Source organism: Brevibacterium sp. CCUG 69071, from assembly GCF_021023135.1.
GTDB lineage: Bacteria > Actinomycetota > Actinomycetes > Actinomycetales > Brevibacteriaceae > Brevibacterium.
The window spans coordinates 19,180-37,767 of record NZ_PGFV01000005.1; the positions used below are offsets into that span (position 1 = coordinate 19,180).

An 18,588-nucleotide genomic window follows, 5' to 3' on the forward strand; every position below is an offset into this window, starting at 1 on the left:
ATGAGGCTCGATCCCGAGCGCGTCGGCGAGCTCTTCGCTCTTGCCGCGAGTGCACCTTCGGCTCACAACACCCAACCCTGGGTGCCGGAACTCGCCTTCGCCGGAGATGCCGACTCCCCCGCCGAGGTGATTCTCACCGTCGATCCCGGTCGGACCCTGCCCTTCGGCGATCCCCGCTCCGAGGACCTCCACTTGGCGATGGGGTGCTGGGTCGAGTCGTTTGCGATCGCCGCCGCCGAGGTGGGACTGCGCACCCGGATGATCGCCGTGACCGGGCGGGGTGAGACGCTGCGGATCCAGCTCTGCCTCGGCCCCGAGGATGTCATGGGCTCGGACGCGACACCGGCCGGTGAGGTCGACGCCGCTGCGGGACTCACCGACTTCGGCACCTCCGATCTTCGCCACCGGCAGGTCGATCGGGGACGACTGGCACGCGGCGAGGCGAGCTTCGCCGAGGTGCGGGAGCGGATCGAGGCCGAGCTCGCCGCTCATCGGGTGCACCTGATCGAGGTGCCCCACGCTCTGTGGACGCGTCTGCAGGCTCGGGCCTCCCGCTCGTCGCTCTCGTCTGCGCCGATCGTCGAGGAGACCCTCGACTGGCTGCGCTTCGACCCGCGGGATCCGCGCTATCTCGTCGATGGCCTCAACGCCGAGTGCCTGCGCGTGCCGCCGATCCCGGCACGCATCGCCTCCGGACTCAGCCGGCGCGCACTGCGTCCCCTGCTCGCACAGCTCATCGCCGCGACGCTGCGGCCCGTGCGCTTTGTCGACAGGCACCGGCAACTGCCTGGTGGAGCCGATGAAGCCGACGGTGCCCACGGATCGGCGCCTCAGCATGTCGTCCTCGCGGTCTCCGCGGATGAGCACGACGCCCCTGCGAGCCGGACGGGACGCGAAATCGACCTCGGTCGCCTGCTGCTGCGGACCTGGCTGCTGCTCGACCGGGCCGGCCTGCGCGTCGACGTGCACTCGGAGATCAAGGACTGTGCAGAGACCCAGGAGGTCGTGGCGCGACTGTGTGAGAGGCACCTTGAACCAACTCGGGACAACCTGGCCCGGGAAGAACTGATTCGGGAGAATCCGCTCCGGGTATTCTCCGCCTTCTCACTCGGCCGTTCGATGACCGCAGTGCCGAGATCTCATCGACGGCACGCTGATCGGCCGCGCAGCTGATTCACACCCCATGCACAATCTCAGGTAGGGTCGCCGGGGCCGAGAATAAGGAGACTCACTGACAATGACGGAAACCACCTTCCGCACAATCGCCATCATCCTCTACTTCGCGGGGATGCTGGCCATCGGCTGGTTCGCCTATCGCAAGACCAAGAACAGCCTCGACGATTACATGCTGGCCGGCCGCGGTCTGCGCCCGAGTGTCGCGGCTCTGAGCGCAGGGGCCTCCGACATGTCGGGATGGCTGTTGATGGGTCTCCCGGGAGCCATCTACCTCTCTGGCCTCGTCGAAGCCTGGATCGCCGTGGGACTCACGGTCGGTGCCTGGGTGAACTGGAAGTTCGTCGCTCCTCGACTGCGCGCCTTCACGGAGCAGGCCGGTGATTCGATCACCATTCCCAGCTTCTTCGAGCAGCGCCTCAAGGACAATACGCGCCTGCTCCGCATCGTCTGCGGAGTCATCATCCTCGTCTTCTTCACCTTCTACGTCTCCTCGGGCATGGTCGCGGCCGGGAAGTTCTTCGAATCGAGCTTCGGTCTCAACTATCTGGCCGGGATGCTCCTCGTTGCGGCGATCACGATGGTCTACACCCTGTTCGGCGGTTTCCTCGGCGCCACGCTGACCGATGTCGCGCAGGGCCTGCTCATGTTCGCAGCGCTCATCGCCGTGCCGATCGTCGCGGTGTTGAACGCCGGTGGTCCCGCAAACGTCATCTCGAATGTCCGGAACATCGATCCGAGCCTGCTCAATCTGGCCGGCAGCGGACCCTTCTGGGCCGGCGGCACCTACTTGGCTGTCATCTCAGCACTGGCGTGGGGTCTCGGCTACTTCGGTCAGCCGCACATCATCGTCCGGTTCATGGCGCTGCGCTCACCGGCCGATGCCAGAGTCGCCCGTCGGATCGGCGTGGGCTGGATGGGCATCTCGGCTCTCGGTGCGATCGCCACGGCGATCGTGGGCATCTCCTACTTCTCCGAACATGCCGACATGGAGCCCGCAGACCCGGAGACGGTGTTCCTCGACCTGGCTCAGATCCTGTTCCACCCGTTCATCGCCGGTCTGGTGCTCGCCGCCGTCCTCGCTGCGATCATGTCGACGGTGTCCTCCCAGCTGGTCGTCACCTCGTCCGCGCTCATCGAGGATCTGTTCAAGATCGTGGCGCTGCGCACGGGCTCGACCAGGACCCTGCAGGACAAGACCTATGTCCTCCTCGGTCGCCTGGGGATTCTCGTCGTCGCCGTCATCGCCGTCCTCTTGGCGATCTCACCGTCGAACAGCATTCTCGACCTCGTGGCCTTCGCCTGGGCCGGCTTCGGCGCGTCCTTCGGCCCGGTCGTCCTGCTCACGCTGTTCTGGAAGCGGCTGAGCAACTGGGGCGCCCTGTTCGGACTGCTCTCGGGTGCCGTCGTCGCCTTCGTCTGGGGACAGGTGAGCACCCCGCTCACCGACGCTGTCTACGAGATCATCCCAGGCTTCGCGGTCAACCTCATCGTCGCCGTCATCGTCAGCCGGTTCACCTACCGACCGGATGCTCAGGCCGATGCGGAGTTCGACGAGTCCGTGAAGCTCTCGCGGGTCCGCTGACCCCGGACCGCCCGCTGTCACCCTGACACACTGCGGCGCCTCCTCTCCCAGGAACATTGGGAGAGGGGGCGCCGTTCTCTGTCTCTGCTTCCACCGATGAGCGCTCTCACCGATGTGTGGTCCTACCGCAGCGCCGTCCGCACCTCACCGCTCTCACACCCCACCGCAGCGCGGTCCTACTGCCGTGTGAATGCACTTCGGGCGGGCGCCCGTGGTGGGTGCCCGCCCGAAGTGTGCGAGAGCGTCAGCGCTGCGCGAGTACGACCTTACTTGGTCTCGTCGGCGGCTTCCTCGTCAGCGGCAGCCTCTTCGGCCGGAGCCTCAGCGACGACCTCTTCGGTCTCGACGACCTCGGACTCGACGGCGTCGGCGTCAGCCTCGGCGGTCTCGTCGGCAGCCGGTGCTGCGGCAGCGGTCTCGGTGGCCTGCTCGGCTTCCTTGACCGTGGCCTGCTTCGGCGAGTAGGGCTCGAGGACCAGTTCGATGACGGCCATCGGCGCATTGTCGCCGGGGCGGGGTCCGATCTTGGTGATGCGGGTGTAGCCACCGGGACGCTCGGCCATGGTCTCGGCGATCGAGGTGAAGAGCTCATGCACGATCGACTTGTCGGTGATCTGCGTGAGCACGCGACGACGCGAGGCGAGGTCGCCCTTCTTCGCCGAGGTGATCAGACGTTCCGCCACCGGACGCAGGCGCTTGGCCTTGGTCACGGTCGTGGTGATCTGCTTGTGCTCGAACAGCTGGGCGGCCATGTTGTTGAGCATGAGCCGCTCGTGTGTGGGGGAACCGCCGAGACGCGGACCCTTGGTTGGGGTTGGCATAGTGAGTTACTCCTAGGTCTAAATCAGTACTGTTCGTCTTCGACGTAGGACTGGTCCTCATCAACGAGTCCGGGTTCGAACCCGGCAGGACTGTCCTTGAGGCTCAAGCCCAGCTCGTTGAGCTTGGCTTTGACCTCGTCGATCGACTTCGAACCAAAGTTGCGGATATCCATGAGGTCGGCTTCGCTGCGAGCAACGAGTTCGCCGACGGTGTGGATGCCTTCGCGCTTGAGGCAGTTGTAGGAGCGCACGGTCAGATCGAGGTCTTCGATGGCCAGCGCCAGGTCGGCAGCCAGGGCTGCGTCCACCGGCGAGGGTCCGATCTCGATGCCTTCGGCTTCGACATTGAGTTCCCGAGCCAGGCCGAAGAGCTCGACCAGTGTCTTACCCGCAGATGCGATGGCATCGCGCGGGGTCATCGACGGCTTGGTTTCGATGTCGAGGACCAGACGGTCGAAGTCGGTGCGCTGCTCGACACGAGTAGCCTCGACCTTGTAGGTGACCTTGAGAACCGGAGAGTAGATCGAATCGACCGGAACCCGGCCGATCTCTGCATCCGCGTTCTTGTTCTGCGCGCTCGACACGTATCCGCGTCCGCGTTCGATGGTCAGTTCCATGTCCAGACGACCCTCGCCGTTCAGCGTGGCGATGTGCAGATCCGGGTTGTGGATCTCGACCCCGGCGGGGGCCGACACATCGGCGGCGGTCACGGTGCCCGGGCCCTGCTTGCGCAGGTAGGCGACGACCGGTTCGTCGAATTCGGACGAGACGACCAGGGACTTCAGGTTGAGGATGAACTCGGTGACATCCTCTTTCACTCCCGGCACGGTGCTGAATTCGTGGAGCACTCCGTCGATGCGGATCGAGGTGACGGAGGCGCCAGGGATCGACGACAGCAGGGTGCGGCGAAGAGAGTTTCCGAGGGTGTAGCCGAATCCGGGCTCGAGCGGTTCGATGGCGAACCGTGACCGGTTCTCGGAGACGACTTCTTCCGTGAGCGTTGGGCGCTGTGCAATGAGCACGTGGGCTTCCTTTCAGCGAACATCCGCTATATGACGTTCGCACTGCACGTCATGGCCTTGAGCCATGAAGAACGGTTCGGGTTATCTGGGAATCCGTTCTGCGACCGATGCCGGGCGATTGCCCGACATCCGTTGCAGATCCACGGAAGGATCAGCCGCGGCGGCGCTTAGGGGGACGGCAGCCGTTGAACGGAACCGGGGTGACATCCTGAATGGTGCCCAGTTCCAGGCCGGCGGCCTGCAGGGAGCGGATCGCGGTTTCGCGGCCCGAGCCCGGTCCCTTGACGAACACGTCGACCTTCTTCAGGCCGTGTTCCTGCGCGCGGCGGGCGGCGGATTCCGCAGCCATCTGCGCGGCGTAGGGCGTCGACTTGCGCGAACCCTTGAAGCCGACCTCACCTGAGGAGGCCCAGGAGATGACAGCACCGGTCGGATCGGTGATCGACACGATGGTGTTGTTGAAGGTGGATTTGATGTGAGCCTGGCCGGCGACGATATTCTTCTTCAGCTTGCGGCGAGGCTTACGCGCTGTTGCGGCGCGTGACTTGGGAGGCATGTGTTTTTACTCCTGATCGAGGTGGTTGACCATGGTCAACCGGGTGAGCATGTTACTTCTTCTTACCGGCCACGGTGCGCTTCGGTCCCTTGCGGGTACGCGCATTCGTCTTGGTCCGCTGTCCGCGAACCGGGAGACCGCGGCGGTGACGCAGGCCTTCATAGCTTCCGATCTCGACCTTGCGGCGAATATCGGCGGCCACCTCACGACGGAGGTCACCCTCAACCTGGAATGTGCCCTCGATGTAGTCACGCAGCTGGACGAGCTCCGCGTCGCTCAAGTCCTTCACACGGGTATCAGGGCTGATTCCCGTTTCGGTCAGGGTCTGGCGCGCACGGGTGCGGCCCACACCATAGATGTAAGTCAAGGCGACTTCCACGCGCTTTTCGCGTGGAATGTCGACTCCGGCAAGTCGTGCCATAGGTACTAGCTCCTGTTGTTGTTTCGGAGGTGCTGATGCAGACCTGTCCTTGGCGAACCAAGGTCCTCGGCCCCCGACCGAAGGTATCGTCCTGCCTGTGCCTCAGAGGCACGTGCAGGTGGCGAGGTCTGCGCGGGTGTGGTGCTGCTGAAGCCCCTCACGGGTGCTTCGATCTGCTCGAAGAGCTGCTCAACCCTGGCGCTGCTTGTGGCGCGGGTTGGAGCAGATGACGATGACCCGACCGTGACGGCGGGTAATCTGGCAATTTTCGCAGATCTTCTTGACGCTGGGCTTAACCTTCATCGTTATTCCTTCTTCCGGCCCCTACTCCCTCTCGGGAGTACGACTCGAATGATCGAAGATCTTTACTTGTAGCGGTAAACGATTCGTCCACGCGAGAGATCGTATGGAGACAGCTCCACGATGACCCGGTCCTCGGGCAGGATTCGAATATAGTGCTGCCGCATCTTTCCGGAGATGTGAGCGAGCACCTTGTGCCCGTTGCTCAGCTCGACCCGAAACGATGCGTTCGGGAGAGCCTCGACAACGGTGCCTTCGATCTCAATGACCCCTTCTTTTTTGGCCATATCGTTCGCAAACCTCGTATTCCCGCGAAACCTTCGCGTTCGACGTAATCGTGTATCACCGACTCAATGCCGATGACCCCATGGACTGTGTTCTCCCCACCACATGAAAAGTTGCGGATGGCAGATGCCGCCCACAACTGAAAAGGGGTGAGTTGAGTGAGAACAGACCAATCATCAACCCTACACGATCTGTGAAAGATCTTCCACACGGTCCTGGCTTCCCGACGTGAAGTCCCTTACAATCGTCCTTCACCGTCGCCGAGGCGGTCCTCGCTCGGCCGCGTGCGCCGGGTCCCGTACCCCGCCCGCAGGCTGGCGATGACGGCGATCGCGAGCACCGTGAAGCCCACAGCGGTGATCCAGGCGAAGCCCCCGACGGCCAGCAGCGGACCCGCCGCGGCCGCGAGTCCGGCGGCCCCGATGTTCATTCCCGCATCGGAGAGGCCCTGCACCGCCACCCGGTGCTCCTCGTCGATCTCCTTCGTCAGCAGCGTCGACCCGGCGATGAGGCAGGCCGACCAGCCGACGCCGAGGAAGAACAGGGCGATCGAGAGTCGGAGGAACGAGGACTCGCCCAGAGCGTCGATGAGGCCGAGCACGAGCGAGACGGCGAAGAGTCCGTGTCCGAGGAGAATCACCCGTCCGGGCGAGTACCGGTCGCTGAGGAGGCCGAACACCGGTGAGAGCCCGTACATGCCGAAGATGTGTCCGCCGATGGTGATGCCGATGAGTCCCAGCCCCAGACCGTGATGGTCCATGTGCAGGGGCGTCATCACCATCGTCGCGACCATGATCATGTGTCCGGTGATGACCGTGAGCAGTCCCATCAGCGCACTCGGCGAGGAGCGGATGGCCGCCCAGGTACCGCCTCGGCGAGGCCGGTGCGCCTCCCCCGATCCGCTCTCTGCCCGGACCACAGGGGAGACCCTCCGCAGGAACAGCACGCTGAGCAGGGACAGCAGGAAGGCGAGAATGGCGATCGCGAAGGGACCGGCGAGAGGATCGATGCCCAGGGCCGCGCCGAGGCGGGTCCCGGGTTCCGAGAGGTTCGGCCCGGCCACCGAGCCGATGGTCGTCGCCCACACCACCACGGACATCGCCGATCCCTTGAGGTGCTCCGGTGCGGCGTCGGTGGCGGCGTATCTGCCTTGGAGTCCCGCGGCGGTGGCGGCGCCGAAGCAGGCCATGCCGAGGAAGAAGACGATGTCATGGGAGCCCACGATCGCAGAGACGATGAGCACCGCTCCGGCCAGCGCGATCCCATAGCCGCAGCCGAGGGCCAATCGGCGGCTGTGCCGGGCTGCGAGCCTGGCCAGCGGGACGGCGAGGAGGCCTGCGCCGAGGATGGACGCCGTCTGCGCGAAGCCGGCCAACTCCGTCCGTCCGGTCAGCCGCTCGGCGAGGATGCCGCCCACGGCGAATCCGGTGGCGATGCCGATGCCCGAGAACAGCTGGGCGAGACTGAGCGACCACTGGTTGCGGCGGAAGGTCGAGCGCGGCGTCGGAGACATCGTCGTCCTCCTGTTGACTGAGCGAGAGAGCCGGGAGCGGACGGTGATCCGCTCCCGGCTCTCGTGTCCGGTTCTACTCTATGGCCTCAGCGAACCGCGCCTGCGGTGTCGCTGGGGATCAGTGCGCTGCGACCCTGCGCCGCGAGGCCCGATAGACGAGTCCGCCGGCGGTGAGCAGGGCCAGCGCCCCGGCGAGCAGCGGCCAGATCTCGGCACCGGTGCGGGGCAGGCTGCCTCCGCCGGAGCCGTTGCCGTTGTTGTCCTCACCATCGGATGAGCCGTCCGAGGATCCGCCGTTTCCGCCGTCGGAGGCGTCACCGCCGCCCTTCGGATCGTCATCGTCGCCGTCCTTGCCGCCGTCGTCGCCCTTGCCGTCGTCGCCCTTGCCGTCGTCCTCACCGACGACCGTCAGCATGGTGTTCGCCGCGGTCTTGGAGTCAGCGTCGAGGACCTGGACGACGTAGGTGCCGGGCTTGGCATCGGCGGGCACACTCACGGTGCCGGAGGCGTTGCCGCCGTTGTCGGTGGACAGCGTTCCCAGCGTGCCCCCGGTCTCGAAGGCCACGGTGTAGCTCTGCTCGGAGCCGAGGTGTTCGACCGTGGCCGTCAGGTCGTCGCCGGCACGGACTTCGTTCTTGGACAGGGTGAAGTCGTCGGCGCGGAAGGTGTCCATCTTGCACCGGTTGGGCAGAGTGATGGTCTCCCCGCGGTCGTCGACGGCGGTGTCCGGTTTCGGCAGCTTCGGTCCGAAGTCGCCGAGCTTCGGCAGCGTGCCCTTGAACAGGAAGTTGTTCACCGTATCGTCGGTGCACGCCTTGTTCTCATCATTCGACATGTACGAGGTGTGCGAGGCACCGGAGACCGAGAGCAGGCTGCCGTCGATCGTGCGAGCCAGCTTGACTCCCGAGGCATACGGCGTGGCCGAGTCGTGTGAAGTCGAGACCACGAGGATGTTCGGCACCGCGGTCAGCTTCTCCGGCTTGGGCAGGGTGCCCTTGAACTTCCAGAAGTCGCAGTAGTCGTAGACTCCCGGCGAGACCGAAGCGGACTGGAAGGGACCGGCCTCGTCGTAGCGCTTGGCGAGGTCGCGGAGTGCGTCGATGTCCGGCTTGTCCCCGAAGCTGTTCTCATCCGTGCAGCGGATGTTCGTGAACGCCTGGAGCATCGGATCGTAGTGGCCCGACTCCGGATTGCGTTCGTTGTAGGCATCGGCGAGGGTCATCAGCGCTCCGGCGGACTCCCCTTCCTTGAGTTCGCTCAGCCCGTAGGCGAGATCTGCCCACAGGGACTCGGAGTACAGGGCCTGGATAACACCCGTGCGGGCGTCGCCGAAGGTGACCTGACGGTCATCGCCGTCGATGCCGGTGGGCACCGGACTGCCCTCGAGGGATCGCAGGATCGTCTGCACCGCGGTGGTGAGTTCCTTGCGGTCGGAGATCCCGTCGCCGAGGGCGCAGGTGAAGGCCTCGGACTTGAGCTCAACGGGCAGCTTCGCATTCGGGTAGGCCTCGCCCCAGGTGATTCCCTCGGCGCCCTTGGCCGAGCAGTCGAGGGCGAATTCTTCGAAGGTGCCTTGGAACCCGGCGATCTGGTTGACCGAATCGTCCGCGTCCTCTTCGGCATCCTCGGCCGCCACGATCTTGCCGCTGGCGTCGAGGTAGGCCTGCGGGTCTTTGTTGATGTCTTTGAGTGCCTTGTAGGCGGAGACGTTGCCCGGGTCGACGGCACCGTCGAGGACGAGGCGGCCGACGCTGTTCGGGAACTTCTGGGCGTAGACGTAGCCGAGGCGAGTGCCGTAGGAGAAGCCGATGAAGTCGAGCTTGTCGTCCTGGCTGGTCGAGCGGATGAGGTCGAGGTCGCCCACGGCATCCCAGGTGCCCAGGTGCTTCATCAGGTTCTCCTGGCCGCCTGCACCGAGGTCGAAGAGCTTGCCGGTGTTCTCGATGCAGTCGTTGGCGAAACGCTCGGCCTGGTCGTTGAGCACGTCCTCGGCGTCGTCGCGGTCTCCCGCCCAGGCGTCCTCGGCGCGGTCGGCGTCGATCTGCTCATCGGTCGAGCACTGCGAGAACGGCATCGAGCCGCCGGTGCCGCGGGGGTCGAAGCCGACGAGGTCGAAGTTCGCGGCCAGGTCCGGCTCGTAGAGGGCACCCGCGACTCCGAGGGTCATGCCGGAACCGCCCGGTCCGCCGGGGTTCCAGGCCACGGTTCCCTGGGACTTCGTCTTGACGAACTTGCCGTCGACGATCTTGCCGGCCGGGACCTTCATCATGGCGATGGCGACATTGCCCGCCTCGGGGTTCTTCGCGTCGATGGGGGCGATGACGTACCCGCACTCCGGGGCGCGTCCGATGCGTTCAGCAAACCCAGTCTCTTCTTCGGGGTAGCCGAGCTTTCCGCAGTTCTCCGCGCTGAGGTCGACGTCCTGGTTGTAGTACGTGCCGAGTCCGGAGGGAATGTTGCCGGCGCCTTTGCCGCCGCCCTTCGGGTCGGAGATCTTGTAGGTGCCGTCGTCCTGGCCGAACAGCTCCTTCGCAAGCTCCGGGTAGTACTCGTCGAGGCCGCCGGGCACCGCGGCGGGGTCCTCACTCGGGCCCTCACTCGGCTCGTCGGTCGCGGCCGGTGACTCGCCGGGCCCGGCGGTCTCCTCGCCGTCTCCGGGTTCGCTCGGACTCGGGGTGCTGCTCGGTGACTCACTCGGGGTTTCCGGTGCGACGACGGTGAAGTCCTCGCTGCTCTTGAGATCGTCGTCGGACTTGATGATGTAGGTGCCGGGTTCGAGGCCGGAGCCGTCGAGGTCGCCTGCCAGCGTTCCGTTCTCCGCGTCGAGTTCGGTCTCGCTGCCCGCAACGGTCTCGTTGTTCGAGGCGTGGACGATCTTCACCGTCGTGGCTTCGCTGCCGCGGACGGTGATGGGGATGGTGAGTTCGGTCGAGGCCTCCACCTCGGCGTCGATGCCGAGTGTGATCTCGAGTTCGTCCGCGGGATGCTCGGACTGAGGTTCGGGGGAAGTCTGCTGGGTGGACTGGGTCGGCTCCGCTGAATCCGTGGCGAGGGCGGGCGAACCGCCTGCCAACAGCATCGAAGCGCCGATGACCGACGCTCCGAGAACACGCGAAGACCCCTTGAATGTGATTCGGGTCATAGCGGCTATAGTAACGCACAGATAACGTTCAGCGAGTTTTCAAACTTTTCGTTATCTGTTCGTGACCTCAGCGCGTCCATGCAGGAGTGACGCCGGAAGTCATTCCCCGCCTCGACGTGTGTCCGTCTCCTGCTAGCGTGAGCATCGGAGCAGCCGCCTCGACCGTCCCGAGGCGTCCCGATCACACCACCGCGACCGTCGAAGGAGAATGAGCATGCTGGACCTGGACTCGATCACACAGGAATCCCTCGTCGCCAAGGGCGGCCGCAAATGGTCGAGCTTCCCCGGATCCATCGGCGCCTTCATCGCGGAGATGGACTTCGGAGTCGCCCCTGCCGTCCGGCAGGCTCTGCGCGAGATCGATGACCGCGACCTCTTCGGCTATGCGCCCTACGACGTCACCGCCGACCTCAAGTCGGCCACCTCGACGTTCTATGCCGGGCACTGCGGCTGGGCCGTCCCGGCCGAGCACATCGAGCTCGCCAGCGACGTCATCGCCGCCTTCATCGGGGTGCTCACGCATCTGACCCCGGCCGGCACCCCGATCGTTCTGCCGACCCCCGCGTACATGCCCTTCTTCGAGGTCGCAAAGGTGACCGACAGGGAGCTCATCGAAGTGCCGATGATCCGCTCGGAGACCGGCTGGGCGATCGACTACGAGGCCATCGACGCGGCTCTGGTGCCGGGTGCGACGCTCGTCCTGTGCAATCCCCACAACCCGATCGGCAAGGTCTACGGCGAGGATGAGCTGCTTCGGCTCGCCGAGGTGGTCGAGGCCAACCGGGCACGCGTGTTCTCCGACGAGATCCATGCACCGCTCGTCTTCGATCCCGCCCGGCATCTGCCCTATGCCGGCCTCAATGAGACCACTGCCGCGCATACGACGACCGCGACCGCCGCATCCAAGGCCTTCAACATCCCCGGGCTCAAGTGTGCGCAGCTGATCCTGACCAATCCCGAGGACCGCGCGGTCTGGGCCCGGCGCGGCGGCTTCGTCTCCGGAGCGGCGTCGAACCCGGGGATCCTGGCCACCACGGCCGCCTACACCCAGGGAGCCGACTGGCTGGCCGAGATCACCGCGTACCTGAAGGGCAACCGCGATCACCTCACCGATCTCATCGGCACCCTCCTGCCCAACGCCACCTACCTGCCTCCCGAGGGCACGTACCTCGCCTGGCTGGACCTGCGCGGATACGGGCTGAGTGAAGGCCTGGCCAAGCACTTCAACGACCGGGCCGGGGTGGCCGTCACCGAGGGGCGCCTGTGCGGGGAGGTCGGGTCCGGGCACATCCGGCTCAATTTCGCTCTCCCCCGCCCGCTGCTCACCGAGGCGGTCGAGCGGATCGCCCAGGCCCTGTGAACTCAGCTCACCGGCAGCCATTCGATGAGATCGAATGAGGAGGAGGCCCCGGCGATCTCCAGCACCCTCTGATCGAAGCGCAGAAGATATTCGAGATTGCACCGGGACATCAGTTCGCGGAAGCGTCTCGCGGGCTGGTCGGCGCCGACCAGCTCCGTGGGCAGAATCGGGTGCGCGAGAACCGCGCGGGCCACGGCGAAGTAGAGGTCGAAGAACTTCGTGATCGACATCTCCGGGACTCCCCCGCCCGGAGTGGCGCCGCCGCAGCTGAGCTCGGACAGCTGTGCTTCGAGACCGGGCAGCTCCTGGAGCGCGGCGGCGAGTTCGAATGCCGGCGCGCTCATGCGTCGGGCGGAATCCACATTCTCGGGTGCGATCGTGAAGGTCTCGAACCAGCTCGGGGCCGCGACGAGCGGAAGCTGGGCATGGAGCTGTGCCGAGCCGTCGGCGAAGCCGATCATCAGCCCCGGTCGCAGCTGTCGGTAGCCGAGGTAGCGCGCCGTGTACTGGAAGCGGTCGCGCAGCAGCCGCTCGGTCTCGGGGATCGAGTAGGCGGCCGCGTGGAGGCGGCCCTCGTATCCCGGGGCCGTGCTCTCGCCTGAGATGTCCATGAAACCGGACAGGAGCTGTTCGCCGAGGCGGTAGACGCCGACCCGTCCGTGCCGACGGCTCGTGATGATCCCGCGGTTGACCATCCGCACGAGCTGGTTGTGCACGCTGGATGACGAGTAGCCGTGTTCGGCCAGGACCGCGACGATGACAGGGCCGGGCAGGGCACGCGCGCGCAGGCAGCCGAAGGCCGAGACGACGTCGAAGGCGCTGCGCGTGAGCCGATAGCGATCACCCACATCTGGCCGACGTTTCGTATCGTGTTGGACACCTGTCATGGGCAGATCATAACGTGAATCACAAGGCCCCGTGCCGGGCACCTGCATCGCTCAAGCTCGACTCAAGGAGTTGCGTCATGGATGACGAGAAGTACGAACTCGACCGTCGGACCTACCACTCTGCCAAGGTCTCAGGAGTCCTGGCGGCTGCCATCACGGCATTCCTCGCCTTCTGCGTGTTCGAACTCTTCGGATTCGAGATCGTGGAGACCGCCACCTGGATGTTCGCACTCAGCCTGATGGCCGGTTCCGGAACATTCGTCGCCGTCTACATCGTGACCAGGTCGCGCCAGCGGAATCTGCGCTCCGCCGTCTAGTCGGCAGTCGGCGCCACCGGGGTGATCCCGAAGGGTGCCAGACCGGCCACTCCCCCATCCTCAGCAGTGAGTACCCAGACTCCCCCGTCATGCCTGGCCACGCTGTGCTCCCAATGGCTGGCCCGTGACCCATCGGCGGTGACGGCGGTCCAGTCGTCGGCCAAGGTCACGGTCTCGGAACCGCCGGCGGTGAGCATCGGTTCGATCGCCAGGCACATCCCCGGCTTGATCTTCGGACCGTTCGACTTCGCACGGTAGTTGAGCACCTCGGGCGTCATGTGCATGGAGGTGCCGATCCCGTGTCCGGTGAATTCCTCGACCAGCCCGAGTTCCGGGTGGGCTTCGGACACGAAATCGTCGATCGCATCGCCGATGTCGCTGACCTTCGTCCCCGTGGCGAACGCGGCGATCCCCGCCCACATCGCTGCCTCAGTGGCACGGGACAGTGCGAGATCGGCGGCCGAGGCGCATTGCTCACCGCCGACGATCATGGTGATCGCCGAGTCTCCGTGGAAGCCTTCGACGATCGCGCCGCCGTCGATGGAGACGAGGTCTCCCTCTTCGAGCACTCGCGACCCGGGGATCCCGTGCACGATCTCCTCATTGACGGAGATGCAGACGACGGCGGGGAAACCCTGATAGCCCTTGAAGTTCGGAGCGGCTCCGGCCGCGTCGATGACGGCCTCGGCGGCGGCGTCCACCTCGGCGGTGGTGGCACCCGGGACCGCGGCTGCCCGTGCTGCGTCGAGCACAGCGTGTGTGACCAGGCCCGCCTTGCGCATGCTCAGCAGCTGCTGAGCGGTCTTGAGTTCGATCCGGGGACCGAAGATCATCGAATGGTGTCGAGGATGCGCTCGGTGATCTCGGAGACCTCGCCGAGCCCGTCGACCTGACGCAGGAGACCGCGTTCGCGGTAGATGTCGGTCAGCGGCTGAGTCTGTTCTTCGTAGACGTCGAGGCGGTGACGCACCACGTCCTCGCTGTCGTCGCTGCGTCCCTCGGTCTGTGCCCGGGCCAGCAGACGGGCGACGACCTCGTCGGTGTCGGCGGTGAGCTCGACGACGTGTTCGATCTCCTTGCCCTCCGCTGCCAGCATCCGATCGAGTTCGTCGACCTGGGCGCTGGTGCGGGGGTATCCGTCGAGCAGGAAGCCCTCGGCGGCATCATCCTGGGCGAGTCGATCGGCGACCATGGAGTTCGTCACCTCGTCGGGGACGTATTCTCCGGCGTCCATATACCGCTTGGCGAGTGTGCCGAGTTCAGTCTCACCCTTCACGTTCGCCCGGAAGATGTCACCGGTCGAGATCGCCGGGACGCCGAGCGCCTCGGAGAGTCGGGCAGCCTGGGTGCCCTTGCCGGCGCCGGGAGGGCCGATCAGGATGATGCGTGAACTCATGAGTGTCCTTCTTCCAATGGATTTCCGCGGTCTCTGGGTGACTGCGTCAGATCAGCGCAGCAGACCTTCGTAGTGGCGCTGCTGCATCTGCGCGTCGATCTGCTTGACGGTCTCGAGCCCGACGCCGACGACGATGAGCAGTGAGGTGCCGCCGAACGGGAAGTTCTGGTTCGCGTTGATGAGCACCAGCGCGATCAGCGGGATCAGCGCGACGAACGCCAGGTACAGGGAGCCCGGGAAGTTGATGCGGCTGAGCACGAAGCTCAGGTAGTCCGCTGTGGGGCGTCCCGCGCGGATGCCCGGGATGAAGCCGCCGTACTTCTTCATGTTGTCCGCGACCTCTTCGGGGTTGAACGTGATCGCCACATAGAAGTAGGCGAAGAAGATCGTCAGCAGCGCATAGACCGTGATGTAGAGCGGGTGGTCACCGCGGGTGAAGTAGGTGTTGATCCATTCGACCCACGGGCTCTCCGGATCGCCGAACTGCGAGACCAGGCTGGGCAGGTAGAGAACCGAGGAGGCGAAGATCACGGGGATCACGCCGGCCATGTTGACCTTGATCGGGATGTAGGTCGAGGTGCCGCCGAACATTCGCCGGCCGACCATGCGCTTGGCGTACTGCACGGGCACGCGTCGCTGCGACTGCTCGACGAAGACGACGAGCGCGACGAGGACGAGTCCGACCGCGAGGACGATGATGAAGATATCGACGCCCTGCTCGCGGAGGATGGCTCCCAGCGAGGACGGGAAGGCCGCGGCCACCGAGGTGAAGATGAGCAGCGACATGCCGTTGCCGACTCCGTGTTCGGTGATCTGCTCGCCGAGCCACATGATCAGGCCGGTGCCGGCGGTGAGGGTGAGGACGAGGACCGCGATGCCCCACCAGGTGTCATTGACGATGAGGTTGTCACAGCCTTCGATGCCGCCGAACAGCGCGCCCGAACGGACAGTGGCGATCAGCGTCGTCGAGTTGAGCACGGCGAGGCCGATGGTCAGGTAGCGCGTGTACTGCGTCAGCTTCGCCTGACCGGAGGCGCCTTCTTTGTGCAGGGACTCGAAGCGCGGAATGACCACGCGCAGGAGCTGCACGATGATGCTGGCGGTGATGTAGGGCATGATGCCCAGAGCGAAGATCGACAGCTGCAGCAGCGCGCCGCCGCTGAAGAGGTTGATCATCGCGAATCCGCCCTCGTTGAGCTGCGGGGACGCAACGCATTCCTGGACCTGGGTGTAGTCGATGCCGGGGGAAGGGATGAACGATCCGAGTCGGAAGATGACAAGAATGCCCAGGGTGAAGAGGAGTTTGTTCCTCAGGTCGGGCGTTCTGAAAGCCCTCCGGATTGCGCCGATCAAGCGTCCTCCTCGTTGGGGGATGGAAAGTCAGGGTCGCGGCCGCGACCTGGCGAATGAGACAAATACCTGCAAAAGACTACCAGGATCAGGGGCCTGGACCGAAACCGGCGAGCTCTGCGAGACGGCACGCAGAAGGGGACGGCCACAATGTGGCCGTCCCCTTCTTCAGAGAAACCTCAGACCCGCTGTGCGGGAGCTGTTCAGGCTCCTGTGGCGCTTCCGCCTGCTGCCTGGATCTTCTCGACGGCAGAGCCCGAGAACTTGTCCGCAGTGATGTTCAGGGCCACGGTGATCTCACCGGTGCCGAGAACCTTCACAGGCTGCTTGGGACGCACGGCACCCTTGGCCACGAGGTCGGCGACGGTGACGTCTCCGCCCTCGGGGAACAGGGATGACAGCTTGTCGAGGTTGACAACCTGGAACGTCACCTTGGCCGGGTTCTTGAATCCGCGCAGCTTCGGCAGACGCATCTGCATGGGTGTCTGTCCACCCTCGAAGCCGGCAGGGACCTGGTAACGGGCCTTGGTGCCCTTGGTTCCGCGACCGGCCGTCTTGCCCTTCGAAGCCTCACCGCGACCCACACGGGTCTTCGCGGTCTTGGCTCCGGGGGCGGGACGGAGGTCGTGGAGCTTCAGTGAGTCGTTGTTCGACATATCAATCGACCTCTTCCACAGTCACGAGGTGACGCACGACGTTGATCATGCCCCGGATCTCCGGGCGATCCTCGTGCACCACGACGTCGTCGATCCGCTTCAGCCCAAGCGAACGCAGCGAATCACGCTGGTTCTGCTTGCCGCCGATTTCGGATTTGCGCTGAGTAACTTTGAGCTTTGCCATCAGGACTTCGCCCCGCTTTCTGCCGCTGCGCGAAGCAGCGCGTGCGGTGCGACCTCGTCCACGGGCAGTCCACGGCGAGCCGCGACTTCCTCGGGACGCTCAAGGCTCTTGAGAGCAGTGATGGCCGCGTGCACGATGTTGATTGCGTTCGACGAACCCAGCGACTTGGACAGGATGTCCTGGACGCCTGCGGCATCGAGCACCGCGCGGACGGGTCCGCCGGCGATGACACCGGTACCGGGGGCAGCCGGACGCAGCAGGACGACGCCGGCTGCTTCCTCGCCCTGGACCGGGTGGGGAATGGTCTTCTGGATGCGGGGAACGCGGAAGAAGTTCTTCTTCGCCTCCTCGACACCCTTGGCAATGGCTGCAGGAACTTCCTTCGCCTTGCCGTAGCCCATTCCGACCATGCCGTCTCCGTCACCGACGACGACGAGTGCCGTGAAGGAGAACCGACGTCCGCCCTTGACGACCTTCGACACGCGGTTGATCGTGACGACGTGCTCGATGAACTGGTTCTTCTCTTCACGGTCGCCGCGTCCGCCGCGACCGCCGCGTCCGCCGCCTTCGCCGCGTCCGCGACCCTGGCCGCCCTGTCCACCCTGGCCGCGGCCACGGGAGGAGCGGTCACCGCTGTTGTCGGTGCGGGTCTCGGCAGATGCCTGCTGTTCGTTGTTCTCTTCAGTGCTCATAGGGCCAATCCTCCTTCACGGGCACCTTCGGCGATCGCCTGCACGCGACCGTGGTAGGCGTTGCCCCCGCGGTCGAACACGACGGCTTCGATTCCGGCGTCCTTGGCGCGCTGAGCAACCAGCTCGCCGACCTTGCGGGCCTTGCCGGTCTTGTCACCGTCGAATGTCCGCAGATCCGCTTCCATGGTGGAGGCCGAGATCAGGGTCTTGCCGACGGTGTCGTCGATGACCTGGACAAAGACGTGGCGCGTTGAACGAGTCACTGAGAGACGAGGACGTTCGGCCGTACCGCTGACATGCTTGCGCAGACGTGCGTGACGACGCTTGCGAGCCGCAGCCCTGCCCTTGCCGTAGCTTTCCTTCTTGCCAAAGGCCATCTTTACTTACCAGCCTTTCCGACTTTGCGACGGACATTTTCGCCGGCGTAGCGCACACCCTTGCCCTTGTAGGGTTCAGGCTTGCGCAGCTTCCGGATGTTGGCAGCGGTCTCTCCGACCAGCTGCTTGTCGATGCCGTGGACCGCCAGCTTGGTCTGTCCGTCGACGCTGAAGGAGATGCCCTCAGGAGGTTCGACGGTGATCGAGTGGCTGTAGCCGAGAGCGAACTCGAGGTTCGATCCCTTGGCCAGCACACGGTAACCGGTGCCGACGATCTCGAGGGACTTCGAGTAGCCCTCGGTCACACCGACGACCATGTTGTTGATCAGGGTGCGGGAGAGGCCGTGCAGGGAACGCGATTCGCGCTCCTCGTCCGGACGCTCCACCGTCACGACGCCGTCTTCGAGCGATACGGTGATCGGCTCGGCGATGGTGACGGACAGTTCGCCCTTCGGTCCCTTGACGGCGACATCCTGGCCGTCGACCTTGACCTCGACGCCGCTGGGAACGGAGATCGGGTTCTTGCCAATGCGTGACATACTTCTCTCTCC

Annotated in this window: 21 protein-coding genes; 4 read left to right on the forward strand and 17 right to left on the reverse strand. The window is 65.2% G+C overall.

The features are described from left to right. Together CV023_RS14025 and putP are read left to right on the forward strand one after the other, a co-directional pair. Entirely contained in the window at positions 1–1,173 is a 1,173-nt protein-coding gene (locus CV023_RS14025) for a hypothetical protein (protein ID WP_230746628.1), read from the forward strand. 64 nt (positions 1,174–1,237) lie between these two features. Next, positions 1,238–2,758 carry a sodium/proline symporter PutP gene (putP, locus tag CV023_RS14030; protein ID WP_230746629.1) on the forward strand — a complete coding sequence of 507 codons (1,521 nt, stop codon included), beginning with the start codon at positions 1,238–1,240 and terminating at the stop codon, positions 2,756–2,758. Between the two features lie 266 nt (positions 2,759–3,024). On the opposite strand, the gene rplQ is transcribed toward putP, so the two are convergent. The 8 genes from rplQ to CV023_RS14070 all read right to left on the reverse strand — a co-directional run bounded on the left by rplQ (position 3,025) and on the right by CV023_RS14070 (position 10,818). After that, the gene (rplQ, locus tag CV023_RS14035) at positions 3,025–3,579 is read right to left on the reverse strand and encodes a 50S ribosomal protein L17 (RefSeq protein WP_230746631.1); all 555 of its coding nucleotides are present in this window, start codon (positions 3,577–3,579) and stop codon (positions 3,025–3,027) included. A gap of 23 nt (positions 3,580–3,602) precedes the next feature. Beyond that, positions 3,603–4,601: a DNA-directed RNA polymerase subunit alpha gene (locus CV023_RS14040; protein ID WP_230746633.1), complete on the reverse strand. Its 999-nt coding sequence runs from the start codon at positions 4,599–4,601 to the stop codon at positions 3,603–3,605. A gap of 151 nt (positions 4,602–4,752) precedes the next feature. Further along, positions 4,753–5,157, reverse strand: coding sequence for a 30S ribosomal protein S11 (gene rpsK, locus CV023_RS14045; RefSeq protein ID WP_230746638.1), 405 nt, complete (start codon positions 5,155–5,157; stop codon positions 4,753–4,755). Positions 5,158–5,209: 52 nt separating this feature from the next. Next, on the reverse strand, positions 5,210–5,578 hold the full coding sequence (rpsM, locus tag CV023_RS14050) for a 30S ribosomal protein S13 (protein WP_025777905.1): 369 nt from the start codon (positions 5,576–5,578) through the stop codon (positions 5,210–5,212). Between the two features lie 189 nt (positions 5,579–5,767). Further along, the gene (rpmJ, locus tag CV023_RS14055) at positions 5,768–5,881 is read right to left on the reverse strand and encodes a 50S ribosomal protein L36 (protein ID WP_009884960.1); all 114 of its coding nucleotides are present in this window, start codon (positions 5,879–5,881) and stop codon (positions 5,768–5,770) included. A gap of 62 nt (positions 5,882–5,943) precedes the next feature. Then, positions 5,944–6,165, reverse strand: a complete 222-nt coding sequence (gene infA / locus CV023_RS14060; protein ID WP_009379245.1) for a translation initiation factor IF-1 — start codon at positions 6,163–6,165, stop codon at positions 5,944–5,946. Between the two features lie 236 nt (positions 6,166–6,401). Continuing rightward, positions 6,402–7,676 (reverse strand): MFS transporter, encoded by a 1,275-nt coding sequence (locus CV023_RS14065; protein ID WP_230746641.1) that lies wholly within the window; start codon positions 7,674–7,676, stop codon positions 6,402–6,404. Between the two features lie 118 nt (positions 7,677–7,794). Further along, the gene (locus CV023_RS14070; RefSeq protein ID WP_230746644.1) at positions 7,795–10,818 is read right to left on the reverse strand and encodes an alpha/beta hydrolase; all 3,024 of its coding nucleotides are present in this window, start codon (positions 10,816–10,818) and stop codon (positions 7,795–7,797) included. 208 nt (positions 10,819–11,026) lie between these two features. Here CV023_RS14070 and CV023_RS14075 point away from each other — a divergent pair, with 208 nt between their 5' ends. Beyond that, the gene (locus CV023_RS14075) at positions 11,027–12,178 is read left to right on the forward strand and encodes a MalY/PatB family protein (protein ID WP_230746655.1); all 1,152 of its coding nucleotides are present in this window, start codon (positions 11,027–11,029) and stop codon (positions 12,176–12,178) included. Between the two features lie 2 nt (positions 12,179–12,180). On the opposite strand, the gene CV023_RS14080 is transcribed toward CV023_RS14075, so the two are convergent. Beyond that, positions 12,181–13,065: a PaaX family transcriptional regulator gene (locus CV023_RS14080; protein WP_230746657.1), complete on the reverse strand. Its 885-nt coding sequence runs from the start codon at positions 13,063–13,065 to the stop codon at positions 12,181–12,183. A 77-nt stretch (positions 13,066–13,142) separates the two neighbouring features. On the opposite strand from CV023_RS14080, the gene CV023_RS14085 reads away from it, so the two are divergent. Beyond that, on the forward strand, positions 13,143–13,382 hold the full coding sequence (locus CV023_RS14085) for a hypothetical protein (RefSeq protein ID WP_230746659.1): 240 nt from the start codon (positions 13,143–13,145) through the stop codon (positions 13,380–13,382). On the opposite strand, the gene map is transcribed toward CV023_RS14085, so the two are convergent. From map to rplF, 8 genes are all read right to left on the reverse strand, one after another. Next, positions 13,379–14,215 (reverse strand): type I methionyl aminopeptidase, encoded by an 837-nt coding sequence (gene map, locus CV023_RS14090; protein ID WP_230746668.1) that lies wholly within the window; start codon positions 14,213–14,215, stop codon positions 13,379–13,381. The two genes, CV023_RS14085 and map, sit on opposite strands and share 4 nt — an antisense overlap. Continuing rightward, positions 14,212–14,778 carry an adenylate kinase gene (locus CV023_RS14095; protein WP_230746670.1) on the reverse strand — a complete coding sequence of 189 codons (567 nt, stop codon included), beginning with the start codon at positions 14,776–14,778 and terminating at the stop codon, positions 14,212–14,214. The genes map and CV023_RS14095 overlap by 4 nt, the downstream gene beginning before the upstream one ends. A 51-nt stretch (positions 14,779–14,829) precedes the next feature. Then, on the reverse strand, positions 14,830–16,131 hold the full coding sequence (gene secY, locus CV023_RS14100) for a preprotein translocase subunit SecY (protein WP_230746678.1): 1,302 nt from the start codon (positions 16,129–16,131) through the stop codon (positions 14,830–14,832). 200 nt (positions 16,132–16,331) lie between these two features. Then, the gene (rplO, locus tag CV023_RS14105; RefSeq protein ID WP_230746687.1) at positions 16,332–16,784 is read right to left on the reverse strand and encodes a 50S ribosomal protein L15; all 453 of its coding nucleotides are present in this window, start codon (positions 16,782–16,784) and stop codon (positions 16,332–16,334) included. A 1-nt stretch (position 16,785) separates the two neighbouring features. Continuing rightward, entirely contained in the window at positions 16,786–16,968 is a 183-nt protein-coding gene (gene rpmD, locus CV023_RS14110; protein ID WP_230746697.1) for a 50S ribosomal protein L30, read from the reverse strand. After that, the gene (rpsE, locus tag CV023_RS14115; protein WP_230746702.1) at positions 16,968–17,660 is read right to left on the reverse strand and encodes a 30S ribosomal protein S5; all 693 of its coding nucleotides are present in this window, start codon (positions 17,658–17,660) and stop codon (positions 16,968–16,970) included. The genes rpmD and rpsE overlap by 1 nt, the downstream gene beginning before the upstream one ends. After that, the gene (gene rplR / locus CV023_RS14120) at positions 17,657–18,037 is read right to left on the reverse strand and encodes a 50S ribosomal protein L18 (RefSeq protein WP_230746707.1); all 381 of its coding nucleotides are present in this window, start codon (positions 18,035–18,037) and stop codon (positions 17,657–17,659) included. The genes rpsE and rplR overlap by 4 nt, the downstream gene beginning before the upstream one ends. 2 nt (positions 18,038–18,039) lie before the next feature. Next, positions 18,040–18,576: a 50S ribosomal protein L6 gene (rplF, locus tag CV023_RS14125; protein ID WP_230746708.1), complete on the reverse strand. Its 537-nt coding sequence runs from the start codon at positions 18,574–18,576 to the stop codon at positions 18,040–18,042. Positions 18,577–18,588 lie beyond the last annotated feature (12 nt).